Annotated in this window: 20 protein-coding genes and 1 pseudogene; 12 read left to right on the top strand and 9 right to left on the bottom strand. The window is 71.8% G+C overall.

Translation table 11 applies throughout. The annotated features are described in order from the left end of the window. Positions 1-60: 60 nt before the first annotated feature. The 3 genes from HUV60_RS09425 to HUV60_RS09435 all read right to left on the bottom strand — a co-directional run bounded on the left by HUV60_RS09425 (position 61) and on the right by HUV60_RS09435 (position 2,807). Positions 61-1,761, bottom strand: coding sequence for an acyl-CoA mutase large subunit family protein (locus HUV60_RS09425; RefSeq protein ID WP_257847847.1), 1,701 nt, complete (start codon positions 1,759-1,761; stop codon positions 61-63). A 138-nt stretch (positions 1,762-1,899) separates the two neighbouring features. Beyond that, positions 1,900-2,238: a DUF3817 domain-containing protein gene (locus HUV60_RS09430; RefSeq protein ID WP_257847846.1), complete on the bottom strand. Its 339-nt coding sequence runs from the start codon at positions 2,236-2,238 to the stop codon at positions 1,900-1,902. A gap of 59 nt (positions 2,239-2,297) precedes the next feature. Beyond that, the gene (locus tag HUV60_RS09435; RefSeq protein WP_257847845.1) at positions 2,298-2,807 is read right to left on the bottom strand and encodes a MarR family winged helix-turn-helix transcriptional regulator; all 510 of its coding nucleotides are present in this window, start codon (positions 2,805-2,807) and stop codon (positions 2,298-2,300) included. A gap of 162 nt (positions 2,808-2,969) precedes the next feature. On the opposite strand from HUV60_RS09435, the gene HUV60_RS33870 reads away from it, so the two are divergent. From HUV60_RS33870 to HUV60_RS09450, 3 genes and pseudogenes are all read left to right on the top strand, one after another. Further along, positions 2,970-3,824, top strand: coding sequence for a hypothetical protein (locus HUV60_RS33870; RefSeq protein WP_257847844.1), 855 nt, complete (start codon positions 2,970-2,972; stop codon positions 3,822-3,824). Further along, positions 3,821-4,501 carry a DUF4166 domain-containing protein gene (locus HUV60_RS09445; RefSeq protein ID WP_257847843.1) on the top strand — a complete coding sequence of 227 codons (681 nt, stop codon included), beginning with the start codon at positions 3,821-3,823 and terminating at the stop codon, positions 4,499-4,501. The genes HUV60_RS33870 and HUV60_RS09445 overlap by 4 nt, the downstream gene beginning before the upstream one ends. Next, positions 4,498-5,140: pseudogene (locus tag HUV60_RS09450) on the top strand (TetR/AcrR family transcriptional regulator). Before HUV60_RS09445 ends, HUV60_RS09450 begins: the two are co-directional and overlap by 4 nt. A gap of 47 nt (positions 5,141-5,187) precedes the next feature. Here HUV60_RS09450 and HUV60_RS09455 read toward each other — a convergent pair. Together HUV60_RS09455 and HUV60_RS09460 are read right to left on the bottom strand one after the other, a co-directional pair. After that, on the bottom strand, positions 5,188-5,499 hold the full coding sequence (locus HUV60_RS09455) for an MTH1187 family thiamine-binding protein (protein ID WP_257847842.1): 312 nt from the start codon (positions 5,497-5,499) through the stop codon (positions 5,188-5,190). Next, entirely contained in the window at positions 5,496-5,849 is a 354-nt protein-coding gene (locus HUV60_RS09460; RefSeq protein WP_257847841.1) for a DUF3817 domain-containing protein, read from the bottom strand. Before HUV60_RS09460 ends, HUV60_RS09455 begins: the two co-directional genes overlap by 4 nt. A gap of 259 nt (positions 5,850-6,108) precedes the next feature. Between HUV60_RS09460 and HUV60_RS09465 the strand changes: the two genes are divergently transcribed. The 4 genes from HUV60_RS09465 (at position 6,109) to HUV60_RS09480 (ending at position 8,780) form a co-directional block, all read left to right on the top strand. Further along, complete coding sequence (locus HUV60_RS09465) at positions 6,109-6,741, top strand: AIM24 family protein (RefSeq protein WP_257847840.1); 633 nt, start codon at positions 6,109-6,111, stop codon at positions 6,739-6,741. 1 nt (position 6,742) lies between these two features. Continuing rightward, entirely contained in the window at positions 6,743-7,393 is a 651-nt protein-coding gene (locus HUV60_RS09470; RefSeq protein ID WP_257850111.1) for an AIM24 family protein, read from the top strand. Beyond that, a complete protein-coding gene (locus HUV60_RS09475; protein WP_443047247.1) occupies positions 7,390-8,202 on the top strand; it encodes an AIM24 family protein in 813 nt (270 codons plus the stop codon). Before HUV60_RS09470 ends, HUV60_RS09475 begins: the two co-directional genes overlap by 4 nt. Positions 8,203-8,303: 101 nt before the next feature. Continuing rightward, a complete protein-coding gene (locus tag HUV60_RS09480; protein ID WP_257847839.1) occupies positions 8,304-8,780 on the top strand; it encodes a MarR family winged helix-turn-helix transcriptional regulator in 477 nt (158 codons plus the stop codon). Positions 8,781-8,840: 60 nt separating this feature from the next. Here HUV60_RS09480 and HUV60_RS09485 read toward each other — a convergent pair whose 3' ends face one another. Further along, entirely contained in the window at positions 8,841-10,379 is a 1,539-nt protein-coding gene (locus HUV60_RS09485; RefSeq protein WP_257847838.1) for a sensor histidine kinase, read from the bottom strand. Next, entirely contained in the window at positions 10,376-11,044 is a 669-nt protein-coding gene (locus tag HUV60_RS09490) for a response regulator transcription factor (protein WP_257847837.1), read from the bottom strand. Before HUV60_RS09490 ends, HUV60_RS09485 begins: the two co-directional genes overlap by 4 nt. 116 nt (positions 11,045-11,160) lie before the next feature. Between HUV60_RS09490 and HUV60_RS09495 the strand changes: the two genes are divergently transcribed. Then, positions 11,161-12,096, top strand: coding sequence for a PepSY domain-containing protein (locus HUV60_RS09495; protein WP_443047249.1), 936 nt, complete (start codon positions 11,161-11,163; stop codon positions 12,094-12,096). Positions 12,097-12,200: 104 nt separating this feature from the next. On the opposite strand, the gene meaB is transcribed toward HUV60_RS09495, so the two are convergent. Both meaB and HUV60_RS09510 read right to left on the bottom strand, forming a co-directional pair. Further along, positions 12,201-13,157, bottom strand: a complete 957-nt coding sequence (meaB, locus tag HUV60_RS09505) for a methylmalonyl Co-A mutase-associated GTPase MeaB (protein ID WP_257847836.1) — start codon at positions 13,155-13,157, stop codon at positions 12,201-12,203. Between the two features lie 62 nt (positions 13,158-13,219). Further along, positions 13,220-14,461, bottom strand: coding sequence for an acetyl-CoA C-acetyltransferase (locus HUV60_RS09510; protein ID WP_257847835.1), 1,242 nt, complete (start codon positions 14,459-14,461; stop codon positions 13,220-13,222). A gap of 147 nt (positions 14,462-14,608) precedes the next feature. On the opposite strand from HUV60_RS09510, the gene mce reads away from it, so the two are divergent. From mce to HUV60_RS09530, 4 genes are all read left to right on the top strand, one after another. Beyond that, positions 14,609-15,049, top strand: coding sequence for a methylmalonyl-CoA epimerase (gene mce / locus HUV60_RS09515; protein ID WP_257847834.1), 441 nt, complete (start codon positions 14,609-14,611; stop codon positions 15,047-15,049). A gap of 271 nt (positions 15,050-15,320) precedes the next feature. After that, positions 15,321-19,169, top strand: coding sequence for a polarized growth protein Scy (gene scy / locus HUV60_RS09520; RefSeq protein ID WP_257847833.1), 3,849 nt, complete (start codon positions 15,321-15,323; stop codon positions 19,167-19,169). 235 nt (positions 19,170-19,404) lie between these two features. Further along, positions 19,405-20,340, top strand: coding sequence for a cellulose-binding protein (locus HUV60_RS09525; RefSeq protein WP_257847832.1), 936 nt, complete (start codon positions 19,405-19,407; stop codon positions 20,338-20,340). 101 nt (positions 20,341-20,441) lie between these two features. Next, positions 20,442-21,410: an ATP-binding cassette domain-containing protein gene (locus HUV60_RS09530; RefSeq protein ID WP_257847831.1), complete on the top strand. Its 969-nt coding sequence runs from the start codon at positions 20,442-20,444 to the stop codon at positions 21,408-21,410.

Consider the following 21,410-nt stretch of genomic DNA (forward strand, 5'->3'; position numbering starts at 1 on the left):
GGCATCCCCCGGCGGACCGGACTCCTGCGCCGCCCTGCGGTCCGGCCCCCTGCCGTCCGGTCAGAAGCCCGCCGGCTCCGTGTACACCCCCCACTCGTCGCGCAGTACGTCGCAGATCTCACCGAGGGTGGCCTCCGCGCGTACGGCGTCCAGCATCGGTTCGATCATGTTGGCGCCGGAGCGGGCCGCGTCGAGCATGCCGGCCAGGGCGTCGCGTACCGCCGCGTCGTCGCGGGCGGCCCTGCGCTCGGCCAGGGTGCGCACCTGTTCACGTTCCACCTCGTGGCTGACCCGCAGTATCTCCAGGTCGCCGGTGACCGAGCCGGGGTGGACGTTGACGCCGACGACGTTCTTGTCGCCCTTCTCCAGGGACTGCTGGTAGCGGAACGCCGACTCGGCGATCTCGCCGGTGAACCAGCCGTCCTCGATGCCGCGCAGGATGCCGGAGGTGACGGGGCCGATGGGGTGCCGCCCGTCGGGGTGGGCGCGCAGGCCGCGCTCCTTGATCTGTTCGAAGATCTTCTCGGCGTCGGCCTCGATCCGGTCCGTCAGCTGTTCGACGAACCAGGAACCGCCGAGCGGGTCGGCCACGTTGGCGACGCCGGTCTCCTCCATGAGCACCTGCTGGGTGCGCAGGGCGATCTCGGCGGCCTGCGCACTGGGCAGCGCGAGGGTTTCGTCCAGGGCGTTGGTGTGCAGGGAGTTGGTCCCGCCGAGCACGGCGGCAAGGGCCTCGACGGCGGTGCGTACGACGTTGTTGTACGGCTGCTGGGCGGTCAGCGAGACGCCCGCGGTCTGGGTGTGGAAGCGGAGCCACTGCGCCTTCTCGCTCTTCGCGCCGTACACGTCCCGCATCCAGCGGGCCCAGATGCGGCGCGCGGCGCGGAACTTGGCGATCTCCTCGAAGAAGTCGAGGTGCGCGTCGAAGAAGAAGGACAGGCCGGGGGCGAACACGTCCACGTCGAGCCCGCGGCTGAGCCCCAGCTCCACGTACCCGAAGCCGTCCGCGAGCGTGTACGCCAGCTCCTGGGCGGCCGTGGAGCCGGCCTCGCGGATGTGGTAGCCGGAGACGGAGAGCGGCTTGTAGGCGGGGATGCCGGCCGCGCAGTGCTCCATCAGGTCGCCGATGAGGCGCAGATGCGGCTCGGGCGTGAAGAGCCACTCCTTCTGGGCGATGTACTCCTTGAAGATGTCCGTCTGCAGCGTGCCGTTGAGCACGGCGGGGTCCACGCCCTGGCGCTCGGCGGCGACGAGGTACATGCAGAAGACGGGCACGGCCGGCCCGCTGATCGTCATCGAGGTCGTCACGTCCCCGAGCGGGATGTCCTTGAACAGGACCTCCATGTCGGCGGCCGAGTCGATGGCCACCCCGCAGTGGCCGACCTCGCCCAGGGAGCGGGGGTCGTCGGAGTCACGGCCCATGAGCGTGGGCATGTCGAAGGCGACGGACAGTCCGCCGCCGCCGTTGCCCAGGATCATCCGGTAGCGCTCGTTGGTCTGCTCGGCGTTCCCGAACCCGGCGAACTGCCGGATCGTCCAGGTACGCCCCCGGTAGCCGGTCGGATAAAGGCCGCGGGTGAAGGGGTACTCACCGGGCCAGCCGATCCGCTCGAACCCTTCGTAGGTGTCCCCGGGCCGGGGCCCGTACGCCGGCTCCACGGGGTCGCCGGAGAGCGTGGTGAAGTCCGCGTCGCGCTTGCGTGCGGCGTCGTACCGGGCCTGCCAGCGACGGCGGCCCTCCTCGATGGCGTCAGCATCCATACCCTCGAATTTACTAGGACGTCCTAGTAGATGTCGATGGCTGACCGCCGCACGCTGCTCCGTACGGCGGCACGGCCCGGGAAGGACGCGGGCGCGGGACCGGGAACCCCCGGGACGCCCGGTCGTGACGCCCGGTGGCTACGCCTTGGCGGTCGCGGGCGCCTCGGCGGCGGATGCCGACTCCAGCTCGCGGGAGATCCGGCGCTCGACGAAGAACGCGGCGGTCGGGACGGTGCCGGCCAGCAGCACCCAGATCTGCTTCTTGACCGGCCACTTCAGCGTGGAGCCGAGGTCGAAGGCGAAGACCAGGTACAGGATGTACAGCCAGCCGTGGGCGATGCTGACCACCTGCGTGAAGTCGGCCGCGCCGTCCATGTCGAGCGCGTACTTGCCGATCATGCCGAAGATCAGCAGGACAAGCAGGACACCGGTGACATAGGCCATGACCCGGTAGCGGGTCAGCACGCTTCGCTTCATGGCGTCGAGCGTAACGGCCCGTTCCGGCGGATCCCGGACCGGGTCCGGGGTGCCGTCGCTCACTTCTCCTCGAAGTCCCCGGCGGCGAGGCGCAGCGGACGGAGCATCGCGAACAGCTCCGTGCACTCCGCGGCGTCGTAGGCGCCGAGGCCGAAGTCCATCGCCATCAGGTCGGCGGTGGCCGCCTCGACGACCTCACGGCCCTTGTCGGTGATGCTCGCGAGGGTGCCGCGGCCGTCGTTGGGGTTGGGGCGCTTGCCGACCAGGCCCGACCGCACCAGCCGGTCCACGGTGTTCGTCACGGACGTGGGGTGCACCATGAGCCGCTCGCCGATCTTGGACATCGGCAGTTCGCCGGACTTCGAGAAGGTCAGCAGCACCAGCGCCTCGTACCGCGCGAAGGTGAGACCGTACGGCTTGACGACCGCGTCGACCTCGGCCAGCAGGATCTGGTGGGCGCGCATGACCGAGGTGATCGCGGCCATGGACGGCACGCTTCCCCAGCGCTGCTTCCAGAGTTCGTCGGCGCGGGCGATGGGATCGAACGAGAGACTGAGCGGCTTCGGCACGCAGCAGACCCTACCGGCCGGTCACATGCCGGTCAGCCCTGTCTCGCCCTTCGGCCGGGGCCTGTACGGCACCCCCTCGTTGAGCGAGTGCTCAAAATGACGTGCGCTCCCCACCGCAGCTCTTGCGCACTCGCTCAAACATGCTGCTGACAGAGGGTCGGCATGAGGCTGTACACAGAAACGCGCGTCCGCGCGGATTTCGACGAGCTGTGGGCGCGCACCCAGGACCCGGCCGAGCACCAGCGCTGGGACCTGCGCTTCACCGAGATCCGTTGCCTCCCGCGCACCGGGGGCGAATCCCGGCACTTCCGCTACGCCCCGCGCGTGCTGCCGTTCCTCACCATCGCCGGCACCGGCGTCTCGGCCGGTGAGGAGGCGCGCCCCGACGGCACCCGCACCTCCGCGCTCCGCTTCTCCTGCCCGCACCCGCTCTCCCCGCTCGCGGACGGCAGCGGCTACTGGCTGTTACCTCCCGGACGGGACCGGCACCGGCGTGCGCTTCCTCACCGGGTACGACTGCCGGCCCCGCTGGGGTGCCGCGGGAGCGCTCGCGGACCGGCTGGTGCTGCGGCCCCTGATGGGCTGGGCGACGGCCTGGTCCTTCGACCGGCTCCGGATCCGGCTGGAGCACGGGGTCACCCCCGAACGCTCCCGCCGCAACCGGCCGACGGAAGTGACGCTCCGGGCGGCGGTGACCGCCGCCGGCACCGTCCTCGCCCTGGAGCCGGTCGCCCTGCCCGGCTCCGCGGGAGCCTTCCTGTCCCCGCTGCTCCTCATGGCGGCGATCACCGCCGCGCTGCGCCTCCCGCCGCCGGCACCGTCCTCGCCCTGGAGCCGGTCGCCCTGCCCGGCTCCGCGGGAGCCTTCCTGTCCCCGCTGCTCCTCATGGCGGCGATCACCGCCGCGCTGCGCCTCCCGCCGCCGGCCCGCACCCCGGCCGCCCGCCGCTGTCTGCGCACCCCGCCGGCCCCGGTCCGTCCGCCCCGCCTGCTGCGCACCCTGGAGACCCCGCGATGACCTCGATCTCCCGCACCGTGACGGGCGCCGACTTCGACCGCCTCCACCCCGAGCTGCGACGCCGCTTCTCCGTCGGCCTGACGAGCGGCGAGGCCTGTACGGGTCACGGGGTGACGGACCGCGTCCGACACGGCGGCGCCTTCGTGAAGCCGTTCCTGGCGCTCGGCGCGACCCGGAACGTCCTGGTCCCCCGCCAGGGCCGGCACGTCCCCTTCATCATCGAGAACGTGCCGTACACCGACGGCTTCGGCCGTAAGACGGTGACCTTCGTGCGTACCTTCCGGCTGTCCGGCCGCCCCTACCGCTTCGAAGCCCAGATGGTGCCGGGTCCCCGGGGCGACCGCGTCGTCGACTGCCTCGGCACCCACCAGCACCTCGCCACCGACCTCGGCTTCCGCGCGGAACCCGACGGCTCGCTGCTGATCCGCTCGGGCGACCACCGCTTCGGGGAGGGCCCGGTGGACGTGCGCGTGCCCGAGTTCGTCGGCGCGACCGCGGAGGTACGCGAGTCCTACGACGAACGCGCCGGCCGCTTCCGTATCCGGGTCGACGTCGCCAACCGGCGCTTCGGACCGCTCTTCGGCCACGAGGGTTCCTTCACCGCCGTCTACAGCGACATCCGCGCCCGCGGGGTGCGCCCCGGTCTGCGTCCGGTCCGTGAGGAGCCGCGCGCGTGAGCCCCGCCGACAGCACCAGGACGAAGCTGCTGGAGGGCGCCCTGCGCACGCTCGCCGAACAGGGCATCGCCAAGGCCTCGGCGCGGGCGATCGCGACGACGGCCGGGGTCAACCAGGCGCTGGTCTTCCACCATTTCGGCTCGGTGGACGAACTGCTCTCCGCCGCCTGCCGTCACGGGGCCGAGCAGCGGGTGGCCCGCTACCGCGCCCGCCTCGCGGAGGTCGGCTCCCTCACGGAACTCCTCGCCTTCGGCCGAAAGACGCACGACGGGGAGCGCGCCGCGGGCCAGGTGGCCCTGCTCGGGCAGCTGCTGGCCGGCGCACAGACCCACGACAGCCTGAAGGCGGCGACGTCGGCGGGGCTCGACCTGTGGATCGTGGAGGTCGAGAAGGTCCTCGAACGGGTGCTGCCCGGAACCCCGTTCGGCGAGTTCACCGACTCCGCGCGGGCTCGCCCGCGCGGTGGCGGCTGCCTTCGTGGGCCTCGGGCTGTACGAGGGGGTGGACCCGGCGGGGGCGGGCGCGGCGCTGGACGCCCTGGAGCAGCTCGGGATCCTCGTCGCCGCCCTGGACGACCTCGGCCCGGTCGCCCACCGCGCGGTACGCCATCACCTGCGCCGCACGGCGGGGCGCGCGTGAGGCGCGAGGCCCCGTTGACGCCCCGCGCCCCCGCGCTCCTTGTCGTACTACGCGCTCTCGTCCGCGCCCCGGACCAGGTGCCGCTCGAGGGTGTCGACCTTGGAGGTGAGGCCGTCCTCGACCCCGGGGCGGATGTCCGCCTTGAGGACCAGGGAGACCCGCGGGGCGCGCGCCTCGACGGCGGCCACGGCGCGCCTCACGACGTCCATCACCTCGTCCCAGTCGCCCTCGACCGAGGTGAACATGGCGTCGGTGCGGTTCGGCAGCCCGGACTCGCGGACCACCCGCACGGCGTCGGCGACGTACTCCCCCACGTCCTCGCCCACGCCGAGGGGGGTCACGGAGAAGGCGACGATCACGCGCTCACGGCCCCTTCCGCGCCTTCCGCACGGGCGCGGGAGGAGATCACCGCGTCCTCGGCCTCCCGCCTGAGCCGGCGCTCGGCGAAGAAGCCGCCGGTGGGCAGGACCGACATCAGGAAGTAGAAGGCGGCGGTCTTCAGCGTCCACTTGGCGCGGTTCCAGGCGTCGGCCCAGAAGAGCACGTACACGACGAAGAGGAATCCGTGGATCGCGCCCAGCGCCGGAACGGCGTTGAACTCCGTGGTCCGCTTCAGGACCGAGGCCACGAGCAGCAGCAGGAACGAGATCGCCTCGGGGCCCGATACCAGGCGGAGGCGGCGGAGGGCACTGGCGGTCTTGAGGTCCACGGATCACCTTCGGTGGGAGAGACAGCGATGTCTACGGGTCGTACTGGGCCGGGCGGCCCGGTGTCCTGTGCCTGACGGTTTGTGAACGCATACACAAGCCTCCGCCCATTGTGGCAAACACCGTCCGTGACCGGCGGAGGGGGTCCGGCTTCGACGCAGTGCAGTGCCTGGGGTCGCCCCGGGGGAATCTTCGGGGTGCGTGTCCCCCGACAGGGCCTGTTCCGGGGGCGGGGCTGCGGCTACCGTCGCACACGTGGCGATGTTCCGACTTCAGAGCAGCAAGGTGCTCGCCGTCGAGATGACCGGGGACGCCGTGAGGGCGAAGAACGGCTCGATGGTCGCGTACGACGGCGACATGGCGTTCAAGAAGCTCAGCGGCGGCGGGGACGGCATCCGGGGGATGGTGGCCCGGCGGCTGACCGGCGAGCAGATGACGGTGATGGAGGTGAGGGGGCGCGGGGTCTGCTGGTTCGCGGACCGTGCCGCCGAGATCAACCTGGTCGGCCTTCAGGGGGACACGCTCTCCGTGGAGTCGAGCAACCTGCTGGCGACCGACGGCGGCCTGCGCACGGGGACGGGTTTCACCGGCCTGCGCGGCGCCTCGCAGGGCAACGGGCTGTTCACGACCACCGTGGAGGGCCACGGGCAGGCGGCGATCATGTCGGACGGTCCCGCGGTGGTGCTCCGGGTCGCCCCGCAGCACCCGCTGACCGTCGACCCCGGCGCGTACGTGGCCCACCAGGGGAGCCTTCGCCAGTCCCTCCAGTCCGGGGTGACGTTCCGCACGCTGCTCGGCGAGGGCGGCGGCGAGGCGTTCCAGATGCGGTTCGAGGGCGACGGGCTGGTGTACGTCCAGCCCAGCGAGCGGAACACGATCGCGGGAGATGTCTGACATGCCCTTCCAGGAGATCAACTCGAAGGTCGTCGAGGCGACCGTGGTGCCCGGCCGGCGCCTGTTCAGCCAGCGGGGCGCGATGCTCGCCTACCGGGGCGAGGTCGGCTTCACCCCCAGCACGACGGGCGGCCAGGGCGGGCTCCGCTCGATGGTCGGCCGGCGGGTGGCGGGCGAGGACACGCCCCTGATGACCGTCGAGGGCAACGGCACGGTCCTGTTCGGACACGGCGGCCACCACATCCAGGTGATCGACCTCTCCGGGGACACCCTGTACGTCGAGGCGGACCGCCTGCTGGCGTTCGAGGGCACGCTGGAGCAGGGCACGATGTTCCTGGGCTCGCAGGGCGGGGTGATGGGCATGGTCCGGGGCCAGGTCTCCGGGCAGGGCCTGTTCACCACCACGCTCAAGGGACACGGCTCCGTGGCGGTCATGGCGCACGGGGGCGTGATCGAGATCCCGGTCACGCCGCAGCGCCCGATCCACGTCGATCCGCAGGCCTACGTCGCCCATCACGGCGACGTCCGCAACAAGCTGTCCACCGCGCTCGGCTGGCGGGACATGGTGGGGCGGGGCTCCGGCGAGGCGTTCCAGCTGGAGCTCAGCGGCAGCGGCGCGGTGTTCGTCCAGGCCTCGGAGGAGAAGCTTTGAGTACGTACGCGACCCCGGGCGCGGGCCGGCAGCCGGGCGTGACGGTCTTCGACCCGATGACGCTGCCGTCCGACGACAACGTCGGTCACTACACCTTCTGCGTGGAGCTCGCGGGGAGCCAGTGGTTCCTGCAGAAAGGGAAGATGATCGCCTACTACGGCACGATCGAGTTCAACGGCATCGGACACGGCCGGCTCGACCGGATTGTCCGCACGTCGTTCCATTCGCCTCTGCACGCGAGTGACTGGGTCGTGGCGGAGGGCTCGGGCAAGATGCTCCTCGCCGACCGGGCGTTCGACGTGAACTCGTACGACCTCGAGGACGGCAACCTGACCATTCGCTCAGGCAATCTGCTCGCTTTTCAGCCAAGTCTGTCACTGAAGCAGTCGATCGTGCCGGGTTTCCTGACGCTCATCGGAACCGGAAAGTTCGTGGCCGCGTCCAACGGCCCGGTGGTGTTCATGGAACCCCCGCTCCGGGTGGATCCGCAGGCGCTGGTCGGGTGGGCGGACTGCCCCTCCCCGTGCCACCACTACGACCACGGATACATGACCGGCGTCATGGGCGGTCTACGTGCACTGACGGGCCTCGGCGGGGCCTCCGGCGAGGAGCACCAGTTCGAGTTCGTGGGGGCCGGCACCGTACTGCTGCAGTCGTCCGAGTCGCTGATGCCGGAGCAGGCCACGGGGGTCACTCCGCAGCAGCCGGGAGTGCCCGGCGGCGGGGCGCCCGGAGCACCCGGGGAGGGCGCGGGGGCGGGGCGCCTTCCCGGACAGCTGGGAGACCTCCAGCGTCGCTTCGGTCTGTGAGCGGTAGTCTGCGGAGTGTGACATCGAACGCGTGCACGCCGTCACCGTCACAGAGAAACCCTCACTAGTTCGCCTTTCAACTTCTTAGGTAGACTTCATTCATGGAGACCGAGACGGCCACACGCTGGCTGGCCAACGCGGAGCAGTGCGCCTGGCGCACCCACCTGGAGGTCAACAGGCTGTTGACGTACCAGCTCGAAAAGGATCTGCAGCCCTTCGGCCTGACAATGAACGACTACGAGATCCTGGTGAACCTCTCCGAGTCGGAGGACCGCCGGATGCGGATGAGCGACCTCGCCGCCGCCACCCTCCAGTCCAAGAGCCGCCTCTCGCACCAGGTCACCCGTATGGAGAACGCGGACCTGGTCCGGCGGGAGAGCTGCGAGTCCGACCGGCGCGGATTCTTCGCCGTCCTCACCGACCTCGGCATGGAGACCATGCAGAGAGTCGCGCCGCATCACGTGGCGTCGGTCCGCCGGCACTTCATCGACCTGCTCTCCCCCGAGACCCTCGGCGAGCTGGACAAGGCCCTGAAGCCCATCGCCGAGCACCTGCGCGGAGAGCGCGGGCGTTTCTGACCCGGTCGGCCGGCCCGGTGGTCCGGTGACCCGGCCGGGTCCGGTCCGTTCCGGTGCCTGTCAGACGAGCGGCAGACGGAGTTCGAACAGGGCTCCACCCGAGGGCACCGCACCCGCCGTGAGCGTCCCGCCGTGCCGTACGGCGACGTCCCGCGCGATGGCGAGGCCCAGACCGGCCCCGCCGTCGTCGCGGCTGCGGGCGGCGTCCAGCCGGACGAACCGCTCGAAGATCCGCTCCCGGTCGGCCTCGGCCACCCCGTCGCCGTCGTCGGCGACCCCGAGCACCGCCCAGCCGCCCTCCCGCCGCACGGTCACCGAGACCGTCTCGCAGGCGTGCCTGCGTCCGTTGTCGAGCAGGTTGCCGAGCACCCGGGCAAGCTGCCCCCGCGACCCGGCCACCTCCGCCGGCTCCACCTCCACGGTCACCCCCGTGCGTCCCGCCGCCTCCTCGCGGGCCAGCGCGGCCAGGTCGACCCGCGCGTCGACGGGCCGCTCCCCCGCGTCAAGGCGGGCGAGCAGCAGCAGGTCGGCGGCGAGGTGCTGGAGCCGCACGGTGTCCTCGACGGCACCGTCCAGGTCGAGGAGTTCGGGGTGCGCGGCGGCCACCTCCAGCTGGGTGCGCAGAGAGGCGATCGGGCTGCGCAGCTCGTGCGAGGCGTCGGCGACGAACCGCCGCTGACGCTCCACGGACGTCTCCAGGGCGGCGAGCGTCTCGTTGGTGGTGCGGGCGAGCCGGGCGATCTCGTCGTGGGTCGCCGGTTCCGGAACCCGGCGCGTGAGATCCTCGGACGCGGTGATCGCGGCCATTTCCTCGCGGATACCGGCGACCGGACGCAGGGCACGCCCGGTGACCACCCAGGTCATCCCGGCGACCAGCGCCGCCAGCAGCGGGAGGCCGATCAGCATGACGGTCAGCGCGGTGCGTACGGCGCTGTGTTCGGCGGCCAGCGGGGCGCCCGCGTAGACGGTGAGCAGGCCCCGCTCGTGGGTCCGCACGTCCACGGCCGCGAAACGGTAGTCCGCGGTGTCCTCGTCCATGGTCGCGGCGCCGCTGCTGAAGGTGGTCTGCCGGCTGGTCCCACCGGGGGTGAGGGAGGTTTCGGCCTCTCCGGAGTCCTCCGGGGCGACAGGGCTCCGCGGGGCCTCGTCGGCGTCGGAATCCTCGTCCTCGTCCTCGTCGCCGACGCCGACGCCGTCGCCGTCCTCGTCGTCGCGGGCCGGAGCCGACGGCGAGGGGGACGCCGACGCGGGGGGCGAGGGCGAAGGGGAGGACGACGGGCGGGACTCCACCTGGTCGGTGGTCGTGCCGGTGATCCACCGCAGGTCCTCGGTGGCCGCGACGAGGTTCCCGTCCTCGTCGACGACCTGTACGGGCCCGGTCTCGCTGTCCAGCTCGGACAACTGGTCGTACGGGGTCCGCGCGGCGAGTTCGGAGGCGACCGCCCGCGCCGTGCGCTCCGCCTGGGTACCCGCCTCGGCGGTCAGGTTGGAGCGCAGTGCCTGCAGGACCGCGGCACCGGTGAGGACGAGGGCCACCACGACCACGAGGGTGGCTCCGAGCGTCGCCCGGGAGCGGACCGAGCCGAACAGGCGGGTCACGGCGCGGTCTCCAGCCGGTATCCGGCGCCGCGCACGGTCCGGATCAGCCCGGAGCGCAGCTTGCGGCGCAGGGCGCTGACGTAGACCTCGACGATGTTCGGGTCTCCCTCGTAGGCGAAGTCCCAGACGTGCTCCAGGATCTCCGGCTTGGACACGACCTCGCCGGCCCGCAGCACCAGTTGCTCGAGCACGGAGAACTCCTTGGCGGTGAGCGTCACCTCGTCCTCGGCCAGGAAGACCCGGCGTGCGGCGGTGTCCACCCTCAGGTCCCCGAGCACGTGCAGCGGCGAGGCCCCTGCGCCCTGTCCCCGGCGGCGCAGCAGCGCCTTCACCCGGGCGACGAGGACGACGTAGGAGAACGGCTTGGTGAGGTAGTCGTCGGCGCCGGTGTCCAGGCCCTCGGCCTCGTCGTACTCGCCGTCCTTGGCGGTGAGCATCAGGATCGGCACGTCGTGTCCGGCGGCGCGCAGGGCGGCGCAGACGCGGTAGCCGTTGAGGCGGGGCAGCATGATGTCGAGGATCACCAGGTCGTACGCACTCTCCGTGGCCCGGTGCAGGCCCTCCCGGCCGTCGTGGACGACGTCCACGGCGTATCCCTCGGCGGTCAGCCCCTTCGCGAGGGACAGGGCAAGCCGCTTCTCGTCCTCGACTATCAACAGACGCATGCGCACAAGGGTTGCAGAGCGAACCTGAAGAGCGCTTCAGGCGGTTTCAGGCTCCTCTCAGCATCGGTCGGCGAGATTGAGGACGTCGAAAACGCAGCGAACGGGGAGGAACCCACATGAAGCGCAACATCGTGATCGCCGCCGTCACCGCCGCGGCACTGGTCGGCGGAGGCACCGCTACGGCCGTCGCGGTCTCGGGGGACGACGCGCCGACGACCACGGACCAGGCGGAGACGAGGGGACCGGACGACGACGGCCGGGACGACCGGCGCGACGACGACCGCGACAACCTGGACGACCTGGACGACCTGGACGACCTGGACGACGACTCTCGGGCGCTCTCCGCCGACGTGACCGCGGCCGAGGCCGTCGCCGCCGCGCTGAAGCACCGGGCGGGCACCGCGGTCTCCGTCGTGATGGACGACGATGACGACGACCACCGCGGCAGGACGGCCTGGAAGGTCGACGTCCTCGGCGGCGGCACCTGGCACAGCGTGTGGACCGACCCGAGCAGCGGCAAGGTCCTGGGCTCGGAGCGGGACGACGACGATGACGACGACGATGACGACGACACCGCCGAGGCGCGCGCCGCGCTGAAGGGAACGTCGGTGACGGCCGAGAAGGCCGCGCGGGCGGTGGCCGCCAAGGGCACCGTGACGTCGGTGGAGCTGGACGACGACACCAAGGCCTGGGAGGTCGGGACGGTCGCCTCCGGCGGGGACGACCGGGAGTGGAGGGTCGACCCGAACAGCGGCGAGGTCACCGCGGACGACACCTCGGTGGAGCTGGACGACGACACCAAGGCCTGGGAGGTCGGGACGGTCGCCTCCGGCGGGGACGACCGGGAGTGGAGGGTCGACCCGAACAGCGGCGAGGTCACCGCGGACGACACCTCGGTGGAGTTGGACGACGACACCAAGGCCTGGGAGGTCGGGACGGTCGCCTCCGGCGGGGACGACCGGGAGTGGAGGGTCGACCCGAACAGCGGCGAGGTCACCGCGGACGACGCCTCGGACGACCGCGACGACGCCGATGACCGCGACGACCGCTGAGCGGAGTTCCGGGCGGGCCTCCGAACCGGCCACGTGAACAGGGTGGTGCGGGCGAATGTGCCCGCACCGCCCTGCCCGTGCGTTCCTGCCCGCCCGGCCCCGCCTCAGCCCTGCGTCAGCCCCGCCACCAGTTCGTCCGCCGCGCGGTAGGGATCCAGCTCGCCGCCGAGGATCCGTTCCGCCAGCGCGCCCAGGCGGCGGTCGCCGTGCAGGTCGCCGATGCGCTCCCGCAGGGTCGTGACGGCGATCGTCTCGACCTCGCGGGCCGCGCGGGCCAGCCTGCGCTCCGCCAGGACCCCGTGCTCCTCCATCCACGCGCGGTGCTTCTCCAGGGCCTCGACGACCTCGTCGACGCCCTCCCCGCGCGAGGCGACGGTCTTGACGATCGGGGGCCGCCAGTCCCCGGGGGCACGGGACTCACCGAGGCCCAGCATGTGGTTCAGCTCGCGGGCGGTGGCGTCGGCGCCGTCGCGGTCGGCCTTGTTGACGACGTAGACGTCGCCGATCTCCAGGATTCCGGCCTTGGCCGCCTGGATCCCGTCGCCCATGCCGGGGGCGAGGAGCACCACCGACGTGTCGGCCTGGGAGGCGATCTCCACCTCCGACTGGCCTACGCCGACCGTCTCCACCAGGACCACGTCGCAGCCGGCCGCGTCCAGGACGCGGATGGCCTGCGGCGCGGACCAGGCGAGGCCGCCCAGGTGGCCGCGGGTCGCCATGGAACGGATGTACACGCCGGGGTCGGAGGCGTGCTCCGACATCCGGACCCGGTCACCGAGCAGCGCGCCGCCGGAGAACGGCGAGGACGGGTCGACGGCCAGGACGCCGACCCGCTTGCCCTGCCTGCGGTACGCGCTCACCAGCGCCGAGGTGGACGTCGACTTGCCGACGCCCGGCGAACCGGTCAGACCGACCACGTACGCGTTGCCGGTCAGCGGCGCCAGGGCCGCCATGACCTCCCTCAGCTGTGGGGACGCCCCCTCCACCAGGGAGATCAGCCGGGCCACGGCACGCGGCGCGCCCTCCCTGGCCCGTGCCACCAGAGTGGAGACGTCCTGCATCACTGCTCCGTTCACAAGGAAGACCCGTCAAGACCTACGGACGAAAGAGACGACCGGTTCGCTCAGGCCCTGGGTACCCGCACGATCAGCGCGTCACCCTGCCCACCGCCGCCGCACAGCGCCGCCGCACCGACACCGCCGCCGCGCCGCTTCAGCTCCAGCGCCAGGTGCAGCACCAGCCGTGCGCCGGACATCCCGATCGGGTGCCCCAGGGCGATGGCGCCGCCGTTGACGTTCACCTTTTCCGTGGACACGCCGAGGTCCTTCATCGACTGCACGGCCACCGCCGCGAAGGCCTCGTTGATCTCGACGAGGTCCAGGTCGGACACCTCGAGACCCTCCTTCTTGAGGGCGTGGGCGATCGCGTTGGACGGCTGCGACTGCAGGGAGTTGTCGGGTCCCGCCACGTTGCCGTGGGCGCCGAGCTCGGCGATCCACCCGAGGCCGAGCTCCTGCGCCTTGGCCTTGCTCATCACGACCACGGCCGCCGCACCGTCCGAGATCTGGGAGGAGGAACCGGCGGTGATCGTGCCGTCCTCGGCGAAGGCGGGGCGCAGCCTGCCCAGCGACTCGGCGGTGGTGTCGGCGCGGATGCCCTCGTCCTGGCTGAAGAGGACCGGGTCGCCCTTGCGCTGCGGGATCTCGACGGGAGTGATCTCCGCCTCGAAGATTCCGTTCTTCTGCGCTGCTGCGGCCCGCTGGTGGGACAGGGCGGCGATCTCGTCCTGCTCCGGTCGGCCGATGCCGAGGCGGGTGTTGTGCTTCTCGGTGGACTCGCCCATGGCGACGTTCTCGAAGGAGTCGGTGAGACCGTCGTACGCCATGGCGTCGATCATCTGGACCGCGCCGTACTTGAAGCCCTCCCGGGACTTCGGCAGCAGGTGCGGGGCGTTGGTCATGGACTCCTGGCCGCCGGCGACGACCACGTCGAACTCGCCGGCCCTGATCAGCTGGTCGGCCAGCGCGATCGCGTCGAGGCCGGACAGGCACACCTTGTTGACGGTGAGCGCCGGGACGTTCATCGGGATGCCTGCCTTGGCGGCGGCCTGGCGTGCCGGGATCTGCCCTGCCCCGGCCTGGAGCACCTGCCCCATGATCACGTACTGGACCTGGTCGCCGCCGATCCCCGCGCGGTCGAGGGCGGCCTTGATCGCGAAGCCACCGAGGTCGGCTCCGGAGAAGGACTTGAGCGAGCCGAGCAACCGGCCCATCGGGGTCCGGGCGCCCGCGACGATGACGGACGTCGTGCCGTTCGCCGCGGATGGTGCGGATGGTGCGGAAGTTTCGGAAGATGCAGAAGCCATGAGCTGCGATCCCCTTCCGGCTGCACAGCCGAGGAGTGAACGAGGGTTTACTTCGAATGTACTGAGCTGCGGTCCGCCCCGTCATCGGGCCGTCGGTGTGATCGCGCGCACGTTGCGTAACCGTCCCGGTGACGCTCCACTGATTCCATGCTGACGCGAATCGACCACATCGGAATCGCCTGCCACGACCTCGACGCGACCGTGGAGTTCTACCGGGCCACCTACGGCTTCGAGGTGTTCCACTCCGAGATCAACGAGGAGCAGGGTGTGCGCGAGGCCATGTTGAAGATCAACGAGACCTCGGACGGAGGCGCGTCCTACCTCCAGTTGCTGGAGCCGACCCGGGAGGACTCCACCGTCGCGAAGTGGCTCGCGAAGAACGGCGAGGGGGTCCACCACATCGCTTTCGGCACGGCGGACGTCGACGCCGAGGCCACCTCGGTCAAGGGCAAGGGGGTGCGTGTTCTGTACGAAGAGCCCCGACGCGGCTCCATGGGGTCACGAATCACCTTCCTGCACCCCAAGGACTGTCACGGCGTACTGACAGAACTGGTCACTTCGGCGCCAGTTGAGTCGCCCGAGCACTGACCCACGTACATAAGGGCCGGTAGGGTTGGGTGCGGTCGCCGCTCGATCCAGGGCGATCGGGTCCTGCCGTCAGAAAAGTGACGACTGCCTCCGTTCGGGTGAGCGTCGCCGGTCTTGGCAGCAGGACGTACCGGGGTCCGGGTTTCGGGGGCGAGCGCGGGGCAGCAGCGCATGTTCCTCCGTTGATCTGACACCATTCCCCGGGGGTCCCGTTCCGCTGATGGACGGGACCCGGCCAGAGTTGCGACCAGGGGACGGATGGGACCGCGCAGTGCGGGGCTACGAGAGCCAGGAGCGAGATCCGGCGGCTGACGTCGACCACCTCTCTCGGTTCGAAGCCGAGATGAAGCGGCTGAAGACCGAGCGGGAAAAGGCGATCCAGCACGCCGACGACCTCGGCTACCAGGTCGAGGTGCTGCGTGCCAAGCTGCACGAGGCGCGGCGCACCATCATGTTCCGGCCCGCCTACGAGGGCGGTGACATCGGCTACCAGGCCGAGCAGATGCTGCGGAACGCGCAGGTGCAGGCCGACCAGCTCCGCGCGGACGCCGAACGCGAGCTGAGCCAGGTCCGGGCACAGACCCAGCGGATCCTCCAGGAACACGCCGAGCAGGCGGCCCGGCTCCAGTCCGAGCTGCACCAGGAGGCCGTGACCCGGCGCCAGCAGCTCGACCAGGAGCTGGCGGAGCGCAGGCAGACCGTCGAGTCGCACGTCAACGAGAACGTGGCGTGGGCCGAGCAGGTCCGGGCCCGTTCCGAGCAGCAGGCCCGCCGGCTCCTCGACGAGTCCCGCGCGGAGGCCGAGCAGGCGCTGGCCGCCGCCCGCGCGGAGGCCGAACGGGTGACCGCCGAGGCCCGTCACCGGCTGCGCAGCGAGGCCGAGGCCGCCCGTACGGAGGCCGACCAGACGCTGCGCCGGGCCCGCGCGGAGGCGGAGCGGCTGCTGAACGCCGCCTCCACGCAGGCGCAGGAGGCCACCGACCACGCCGAGCAGCTGCGGACGTCGACGGCCAGTGAGTCGCAGTCCGCCCGCCGTGAGGCTCAGGAACTCGCCAGGGCCGCCGAGCAACGCATGGCGGAAGCCGAGGAGGCGCTGCGCACGGCCCGCGCCGAGGCGGACAAGGTGCTCGACGAGGCGAAGGAGGCAGCGTCGAAGGCGCTGGCCTCCGCCGAGTCCGCCAACGAGACCCGTACGCGTACGGCCAAGGAGCAGGTCGCCCGGCTGGTCACCGAGGCCACCAAGGAGGCCGAGACCACCAAGGCGGACGCCGAGCAGATCGTCGCGGACGCCCGCGCGGAGGCCGAGAAGATCGTCGCGGAGGCCTCCGAAAGGGCCCGTGCGCTCACCGCCGAGGAGAGCGCCACCCAGTTGTCGAAGGCGGCCCGGACCGCCGAGGATGTGCTCAACAAGGCGTCGGAGGAAGCCAAGCGCACCACCAAGGAGGCGGCCGAGGAGGCCGCGCGGATCCGTGGCGAGGCGGAGACGGAGGCGGACCGGCTGCGTGCCGAGGCGCACGACATCGCCACGCAGCTCAAGGGCGCGGCAAAGGACGACACCAAGGAGTACCGGGCCAAGACGGTCGAGCTCCAGGAGGAGGCCCGTCGGCTGCGCGGCGAGGCCGAGCACCTGCGCGCCGACGCGGTCGCCGAGGGCGAGAAGATCCGCGCGGAGGCCCGCAAGCAGGCCGTGTCGCAGATCGAGGAGGCCGCCCGGTCCGCCGAGGAGCTGCTGGCCAAGGCGAGGGCGGACGCCGACGAGCTGCGTTCCACCGCGCAGACGGACAGCGAGAAGGTCCGTACCGAGGCCATCGAGCGCGCCACGGCGCTGCGCCGGCAGGCCGAGGAGACCCTGGACCGTACCCGCAAGGAGGCGGAGCGGCACCACGCGGACGCCGTCGAGCAGGCCGACGCGCTCAGGGAGGACGCCGAGCGGGCCGCGCGCAAGGTCCACGAGGAGGCCGAGCGGGCCGTCACCGCGCGCCGCGCGGAGGCCGCCGAGGAGCTGACCCGGCTGCACACGGAGGCCGAGGAACGCATCGCCTCGGCCGAGCAGGCGCTGGGTGACGCCCGCGAGGAGGCGGCCCGTATCCGCCGGGAGGCGGCGGACGAGGCCGAGCGGCTGCGTACCGAGGCGGCGGAGCGGAGCCGCGCGCAGCGGCAGCAGGCGGAGGCGGAGGCGGAGCGGCTGCGCGGCGAGGCAGCGGCGGACGCGTCGGCCTCCCGCGCGGAGGGCGAGTCCGTGGCCGTGCGGCTGCGGTCGGAAGCCGCGGCGGAGGCGGAGCGGCTGAAGTCGGAGGCGCAGGACAGCGCCGACCGGATGCGGACCGAGGCACTGGCCGCCGCCGAGCGGCTCGGCGCGGAGGCACAGCAGACGCTGGCCGGCGCGCAGGAGGAGGCCGCCCGGCGCCGGCGCGAGGCCGAGGAGCTGCTGGGCGCGGCCCGCACGGAGGCCGACCAGGAGCGCGAGCGGGCCCGGGAGCAGAGCGAGGAGCTGCTGGCGTCGGCCCGCAAGCGGGTGGAGGAGGCACAGGCCGAGGCCGTACGGCTGGTCGAGGAGGCCGACCGGCGCGCCACCGAGATGGTGTCGGCGGCCGAGCAGCACGCCCAGCAGGTCCGGGACTCGGTCGCGGGGCTGCACGAGCAGGCGCAGGACGAGATCACCGGGCTGCGGCAGGCCGCCGAGCACGCGGCGGACCGCGCGCGCCGCGAGGCGCAGGAGGAGACGGAGCGGGTCCGGGCCGACGCCTACGCGGAGCGGGAGCGGGCCGGCGAGGACGCGGCCCGGCTGCGGCGCGAGGCGCAGGAGGAGACGGAGGCCGCCAAGGCGCTCGCCGAGCGCACGGTCTCCGAGGCGATCACCGAGGCGGACCGGGTCCGTTCGGAGGTCTCCGAGCAGGCCCGGCGGATGCGTACGGAGGCGTCGGACGCGGTCGCCGAGGCCGAGCAGGCCGCCGCGCACACCCGCGCCGAGGCCCGGGAGGACTCCAACCGGATCCGTTCGGACGCGGCGGCCCAGGTGGACACCCTGATCACCGAGGCCCGCGGCGAGGCGGAGCGGCTCACCGCGGAGACGATCGCGGAGACCGACCGGCTGCGCGCGGAGTCGGTGGCCAAGGCCGAGAAGCTGATCGCGGACGCGTCCGGCGACGCGGAGCGGCTGCGGGCCGAGGCGTCCCAGGCGGCCGGTTCGGCGCAGCAGCACGCGGAGCGGGTCCGCAGCGAGTCCGCACGGCTCAAGGCCGACGCGGAGCGGGAGGCGGACCTGCTGGTGACGTCCGCGCGCGAGGAGGCCGAGCGCACCCTCGACGAGGCCCGCAAGGATGCCAACAAGCGGCGTTCGGAGGCGGCCGAGCAGGTCGACACCCTCATCACGGAGACCGCCGCCGAGGCGGACAAGCTGCTCGCCGAGGCGCAGCAGCAGGCTCAGAGGACTACGGCGGAGGCGGAGGCCCGGGCCGACTCGATGGTCGGCGCTGCCCGTGCCGAGGCCGACCGGCTCGTCTCCGAGGCGACGGTCGAGGGCAACACCCGGGTGGAGAAGTCCCGTACGGACGCGGACGAGCTGCTGATCGGAGCCCGCCGGGACGCGACCCGGATCAGGGAGCGGGCCGAGGAGCTGCGGGACCGGATCACCGGGGAGATCGAGGAGCTGCACGAGCGGGCCCGCCGTGAGGCGTCCGAGACGATGAAGTCCACCGGTGACCGCTGCGACGCTCTGATCAAAGCGTCCGAGGAACAGCTGGCCAAGGCGCAGGCGAAGGCCAAGGAGCTCGTGTCCGAGGCCAACTCCGAGGCGGGCAGGGTGCGTATCGCCGCGGTGAAGAAGGCCGAGGGTCTCCTGAAGGAGGCCGAGCAGAAGAAGGCCACGCTGGTCAGGGAGGCCGAGGAGCTGAAGGCCGAGGCGGTCCGCGAGGCGCGGGCCACGGTCGAGGAGGGCAAGCGCGAGCTGGAGGTCCTGGTGCGGCGGCGCGAGGACATCAACGTCGAGATCTCGCGTGTGCAGGACGTCCTGGAGGCCCTGGAGTCGTTCGAGACACCCGGCGGCGGCAAGGACAACGGGGTGAAGGCGGCCGCGGCGGCCGGTACGCCCGGTCAGCGGAGCAAGTCTTCGGACAGTTAGGGCTTATCGTGATGAACCGGCCGAATCCCTTCGAGGGTGGGTGAAATCCCTTACTTACAGGTCAAACCTCCTGCCAGTAAGGGGGTTTGAGCATGAACTTGGCAAGCACTCCGGGGGGCAGCCACTCAAAAGGGGTGTCATTCTCCGTATCAAACGTGCATCCGCTCGATGACACAGCGCTTCGGCCCCTAGGATTCCCCCTATCACCTCACCGGTCTCATTCGACAGGAACCCCATGAGCGACACTTCCCCCTACGGCTTCGAGCTTGTGCGGCGTGGATACGACCGCGCTCAGGTGGACGAACGAATCTCCAAGCTCGTCTCCGACCGTGACAGCGCTCTCGCCCGCATCACCGCTCTGGAAAAGCGCATCGAAGAGCTCCACCTGGAAACGCAGAACGCCCAGGCCCAGGTCACCGACGTCGAGCCGTCGTACGCGGGGCTCGGCGCGCGGGTGGAGAAGATCCTGCGCCTGGCCGAGGAGGAGGCGAAGGACCTCCGCGAGGAGGCCCGGCGCGCGTCCGAGCAGCACCGCGAGCTCGCCGAGTCCGCCGCCCAGCAGGTACGCAACGACGCGGAGTCGTACTCCGCCGAGCGCAAGGCCAAGGCCGAGGACGACGGCGTCCGGATCGTCGAGAAGGCGCAGAGCGAGGCCGCGCAGCTGCGGTCGGACGCCCAGAGGGACGCCCAGTCCAAGCGCGAGGAGGCGGACGCCCTCTTCGAGGAGACCCGCGCGAAGGCCGCGCAGGCCGCCGCCGACTTCGAGACGAACCTCGCCAAGCGCCGCGAGCAGTCCGAGCGCGACCTGGCATCGCGTCAGGCCAAGGCCGAGAAGCGTCTGGCCGAGATCGAGCACCGGGCGGAGCAGCTGCGCCTGGAGGCCGAGAAGCTGCGTACGGACGCCGAGCGCCGGGCCCGCCAGACGGTGGAGACCGCCCAGCGCCAGGCCGAGGACATCGTGGCCGACGCCAACGCCAAGGCCGACCGGATCCGTTCGGAATCCGAGCGGGAGCTCGCGGCGCTGACCAACCGCCGCGACTCCATCAACGCCCAGCTGACCAACGTCCGCGAGATGCTGGCGACGCTCACGGGCGCCGCGGTGGCCGCGGCCGGTTCGCCGGCCGAGGAGGAGCCCGCCTCCCGCGGGGTCCCGGCCCAGCAGACCCGGTAACCAGCGGTTCCGGTTACCGGCCGGAACACCGCGGCCGAACATCGGCGAAGCCCTCTGCCACTGAGGTGGCAGAGGGCTTCGTCCCGTTCTAGCGTTGCCGCATGATCGAGCTCGTGGGGCTGACCAAGCGGTACGGCGAGAAGGTGGCGGTCAACAACCTGACGTTCACCGTCAGACCGGGCATCGTCACGGGTTTCCTCGGTCCCAACGGCGCGGGCAAGTCCACCACCCTGCGGATGATGCTGGGTCTGGACCGCCCCACCACCGGTGACGTCCGGATCGACGGCAAGCACTATGACCGGCTCAGGGATCCGCTGAAGTACATCGGCGCCCTGCTCGACGCCAAGGCCGTACACGGCGGCCGCAGCGCCTTCAACCATCTGCTGTGCCTCGCCCAGAGCAACGGCATCCCCCGGCGGCGGGTGCACGAGGTACTGGACACGGTGGGGCTCTCGTCGGTGGCGGGGAAGAAGGCCAAGGGGTTCTCGCTCGGCATGGGCCAGCGGCTGGGCATCGCCGGCGCGCTGCTCGGCGATCCGCGCATCCTGATGTTCGACGAGCCGGTCAACGGGCTCGACCCCGAGGGCATCCACTGGATCCGCACCCTGATGAAGACCCTCGCCGCGCAGGGCCGTACGGTCTTCGTCTCCTCCCACCTGATGAGCGAGATGGCGCTGACCGCCGACCACCTCGTCGTCATCGGGCAGGGCCGGCTGCTCGCCGACACCTCCATGGCCGGTTTCATCGCGCACAACTCCCGCACGTACGTCCGGATCCGCTCCCCGCAGCGGGAGCGGCTGCTGGACGTGCTGCACGAGGCCGGTATCACGGCCGTGGAGAGCGGCGGGGCGCTGGAGGTGGACGGCGCCGGGGCGGAGCGGATCGGGGAGCTGGCGGCCCGGCACCAGCTGGTGCTGCACGAGCTGAGCCCGCAGCGAGCCTCCCTGGAGGAGGCGTTCATGCGGTTGACCGCGGAGTCGGTGGAGTACCACGCGCAGTCCGACGCGCCCGCGTCCCCGCAGCAGCGGGGCGGCGGGCAGCGGTGGGGCGACGGCTGGAAGAGGGGCTGA

Origin of the sequence: Streptomyces sp. KMM 9044, from assembly GCF_024701375.2 — a bacterium.
Lineage (GTDB): Bacteria > Actinomycetota > Actinomycetes > Streptomycetales > Streptomycetaceae > Streptomyces.

Bases quoted from the DNA above. Each gene is read 5' to 3' on its own strand.
- HUV60_RS09425 (WP_257847847.1), bottom strand. From the start codon at position 1,761: ATGGATGCTGACGCCATCGAGGAGGGCCGCCGTCGCTGGCAGGCCCGG.
- HUV60_RS09430 (WP_257847846.1), bottom strand. From the start codon at position 2,238: ATGAAGCGAAGCGTGCTGACCCGCTACCGGGTCATGGCCTATGTCACC.
- HUV60_RS33870 (WP_257847844.1), top strand. From the start codon at position 2,970: ATGAGGCTGTACACAGAAACGCGCGTCCGCGCGGATTTCGACGAGCTG.
- HUV60_RS09445 (WP_257847843.1), top strand. From the start codon at position 3,821: ATGACCTCGATCTCCCGCACCGTGACGGGCGCCGACTTCGACCGCCTC.
- HUV60_RS09465 (WP_257847840.1), top strand. From the start codon at position 6,109: ATGTTCCGACTTCAGAGCAGCAAGGTGCTCGCCGTCGAGATGACCGGG.
- HUV60_RS09470 (WP_257850111.1), top strand. From the start codon at position 6,743: ATGCCCTTCCAGGAGATCAACTCGAAGGTCGTCGAGGCGACCGTGGTG.
- HUV60_RS09480 (WP_257847839.1), top strand. From the start codon at position 8,304: ATGGAGACCGAGACGGCCACACGCTGGCTGGCCAACGCGGAGCAGTGC.
- HUV60_RS09490 (WP_257847837.1), bottom strand. From the start codon at position 11,044: ATGCGTCTGTTGATAGTCGAGGACGAGAAGCGGCTTGCCCTGTCCCTC.
- HUV60_RS09495 (WP_443047249.1), top strand. From the start codon at position 11,161: ATGAAGCGCAACATCGTGATCGCCGCCGTCACCGCCGCGGCACTGGTC.
- meaB (WP_257847836.1), bottom strand. From the start codon at position 13,157: ATGCAGGACGTCTCCACTCTGGTGGCACGGGCCAGGGAGGGCGCGCCG.
- HUV60_RS09510 (WP_257847835.1), bottom strand. From the start codon at position 14,461: ATGGCTTCTGCATCTTCCGAAACTTCCGCACCATCCGCACCATCCGCG.
- mce (WP_257847834.1), top strand. From the start codon at position 14,609: ATGCTGACGCGAATCGACCACATCGGAATCGCCTGCCACGACCTCGAC.
- HUV60_RS09525 (WP_257847832.1), top strand. From the start codon at position 19,405: ATGAGCGACACTTCCCCCTACGGCTTCGAGCTTGTGCGGCGTGGATAC.
- HUV60_RS09530 (WP_257847831.1), top strand. From the start codon at position 20,442: ATGATCGAGCTCGTGGGGCTGACCAAGCGGTACGGCGAGAAGGTGGCG.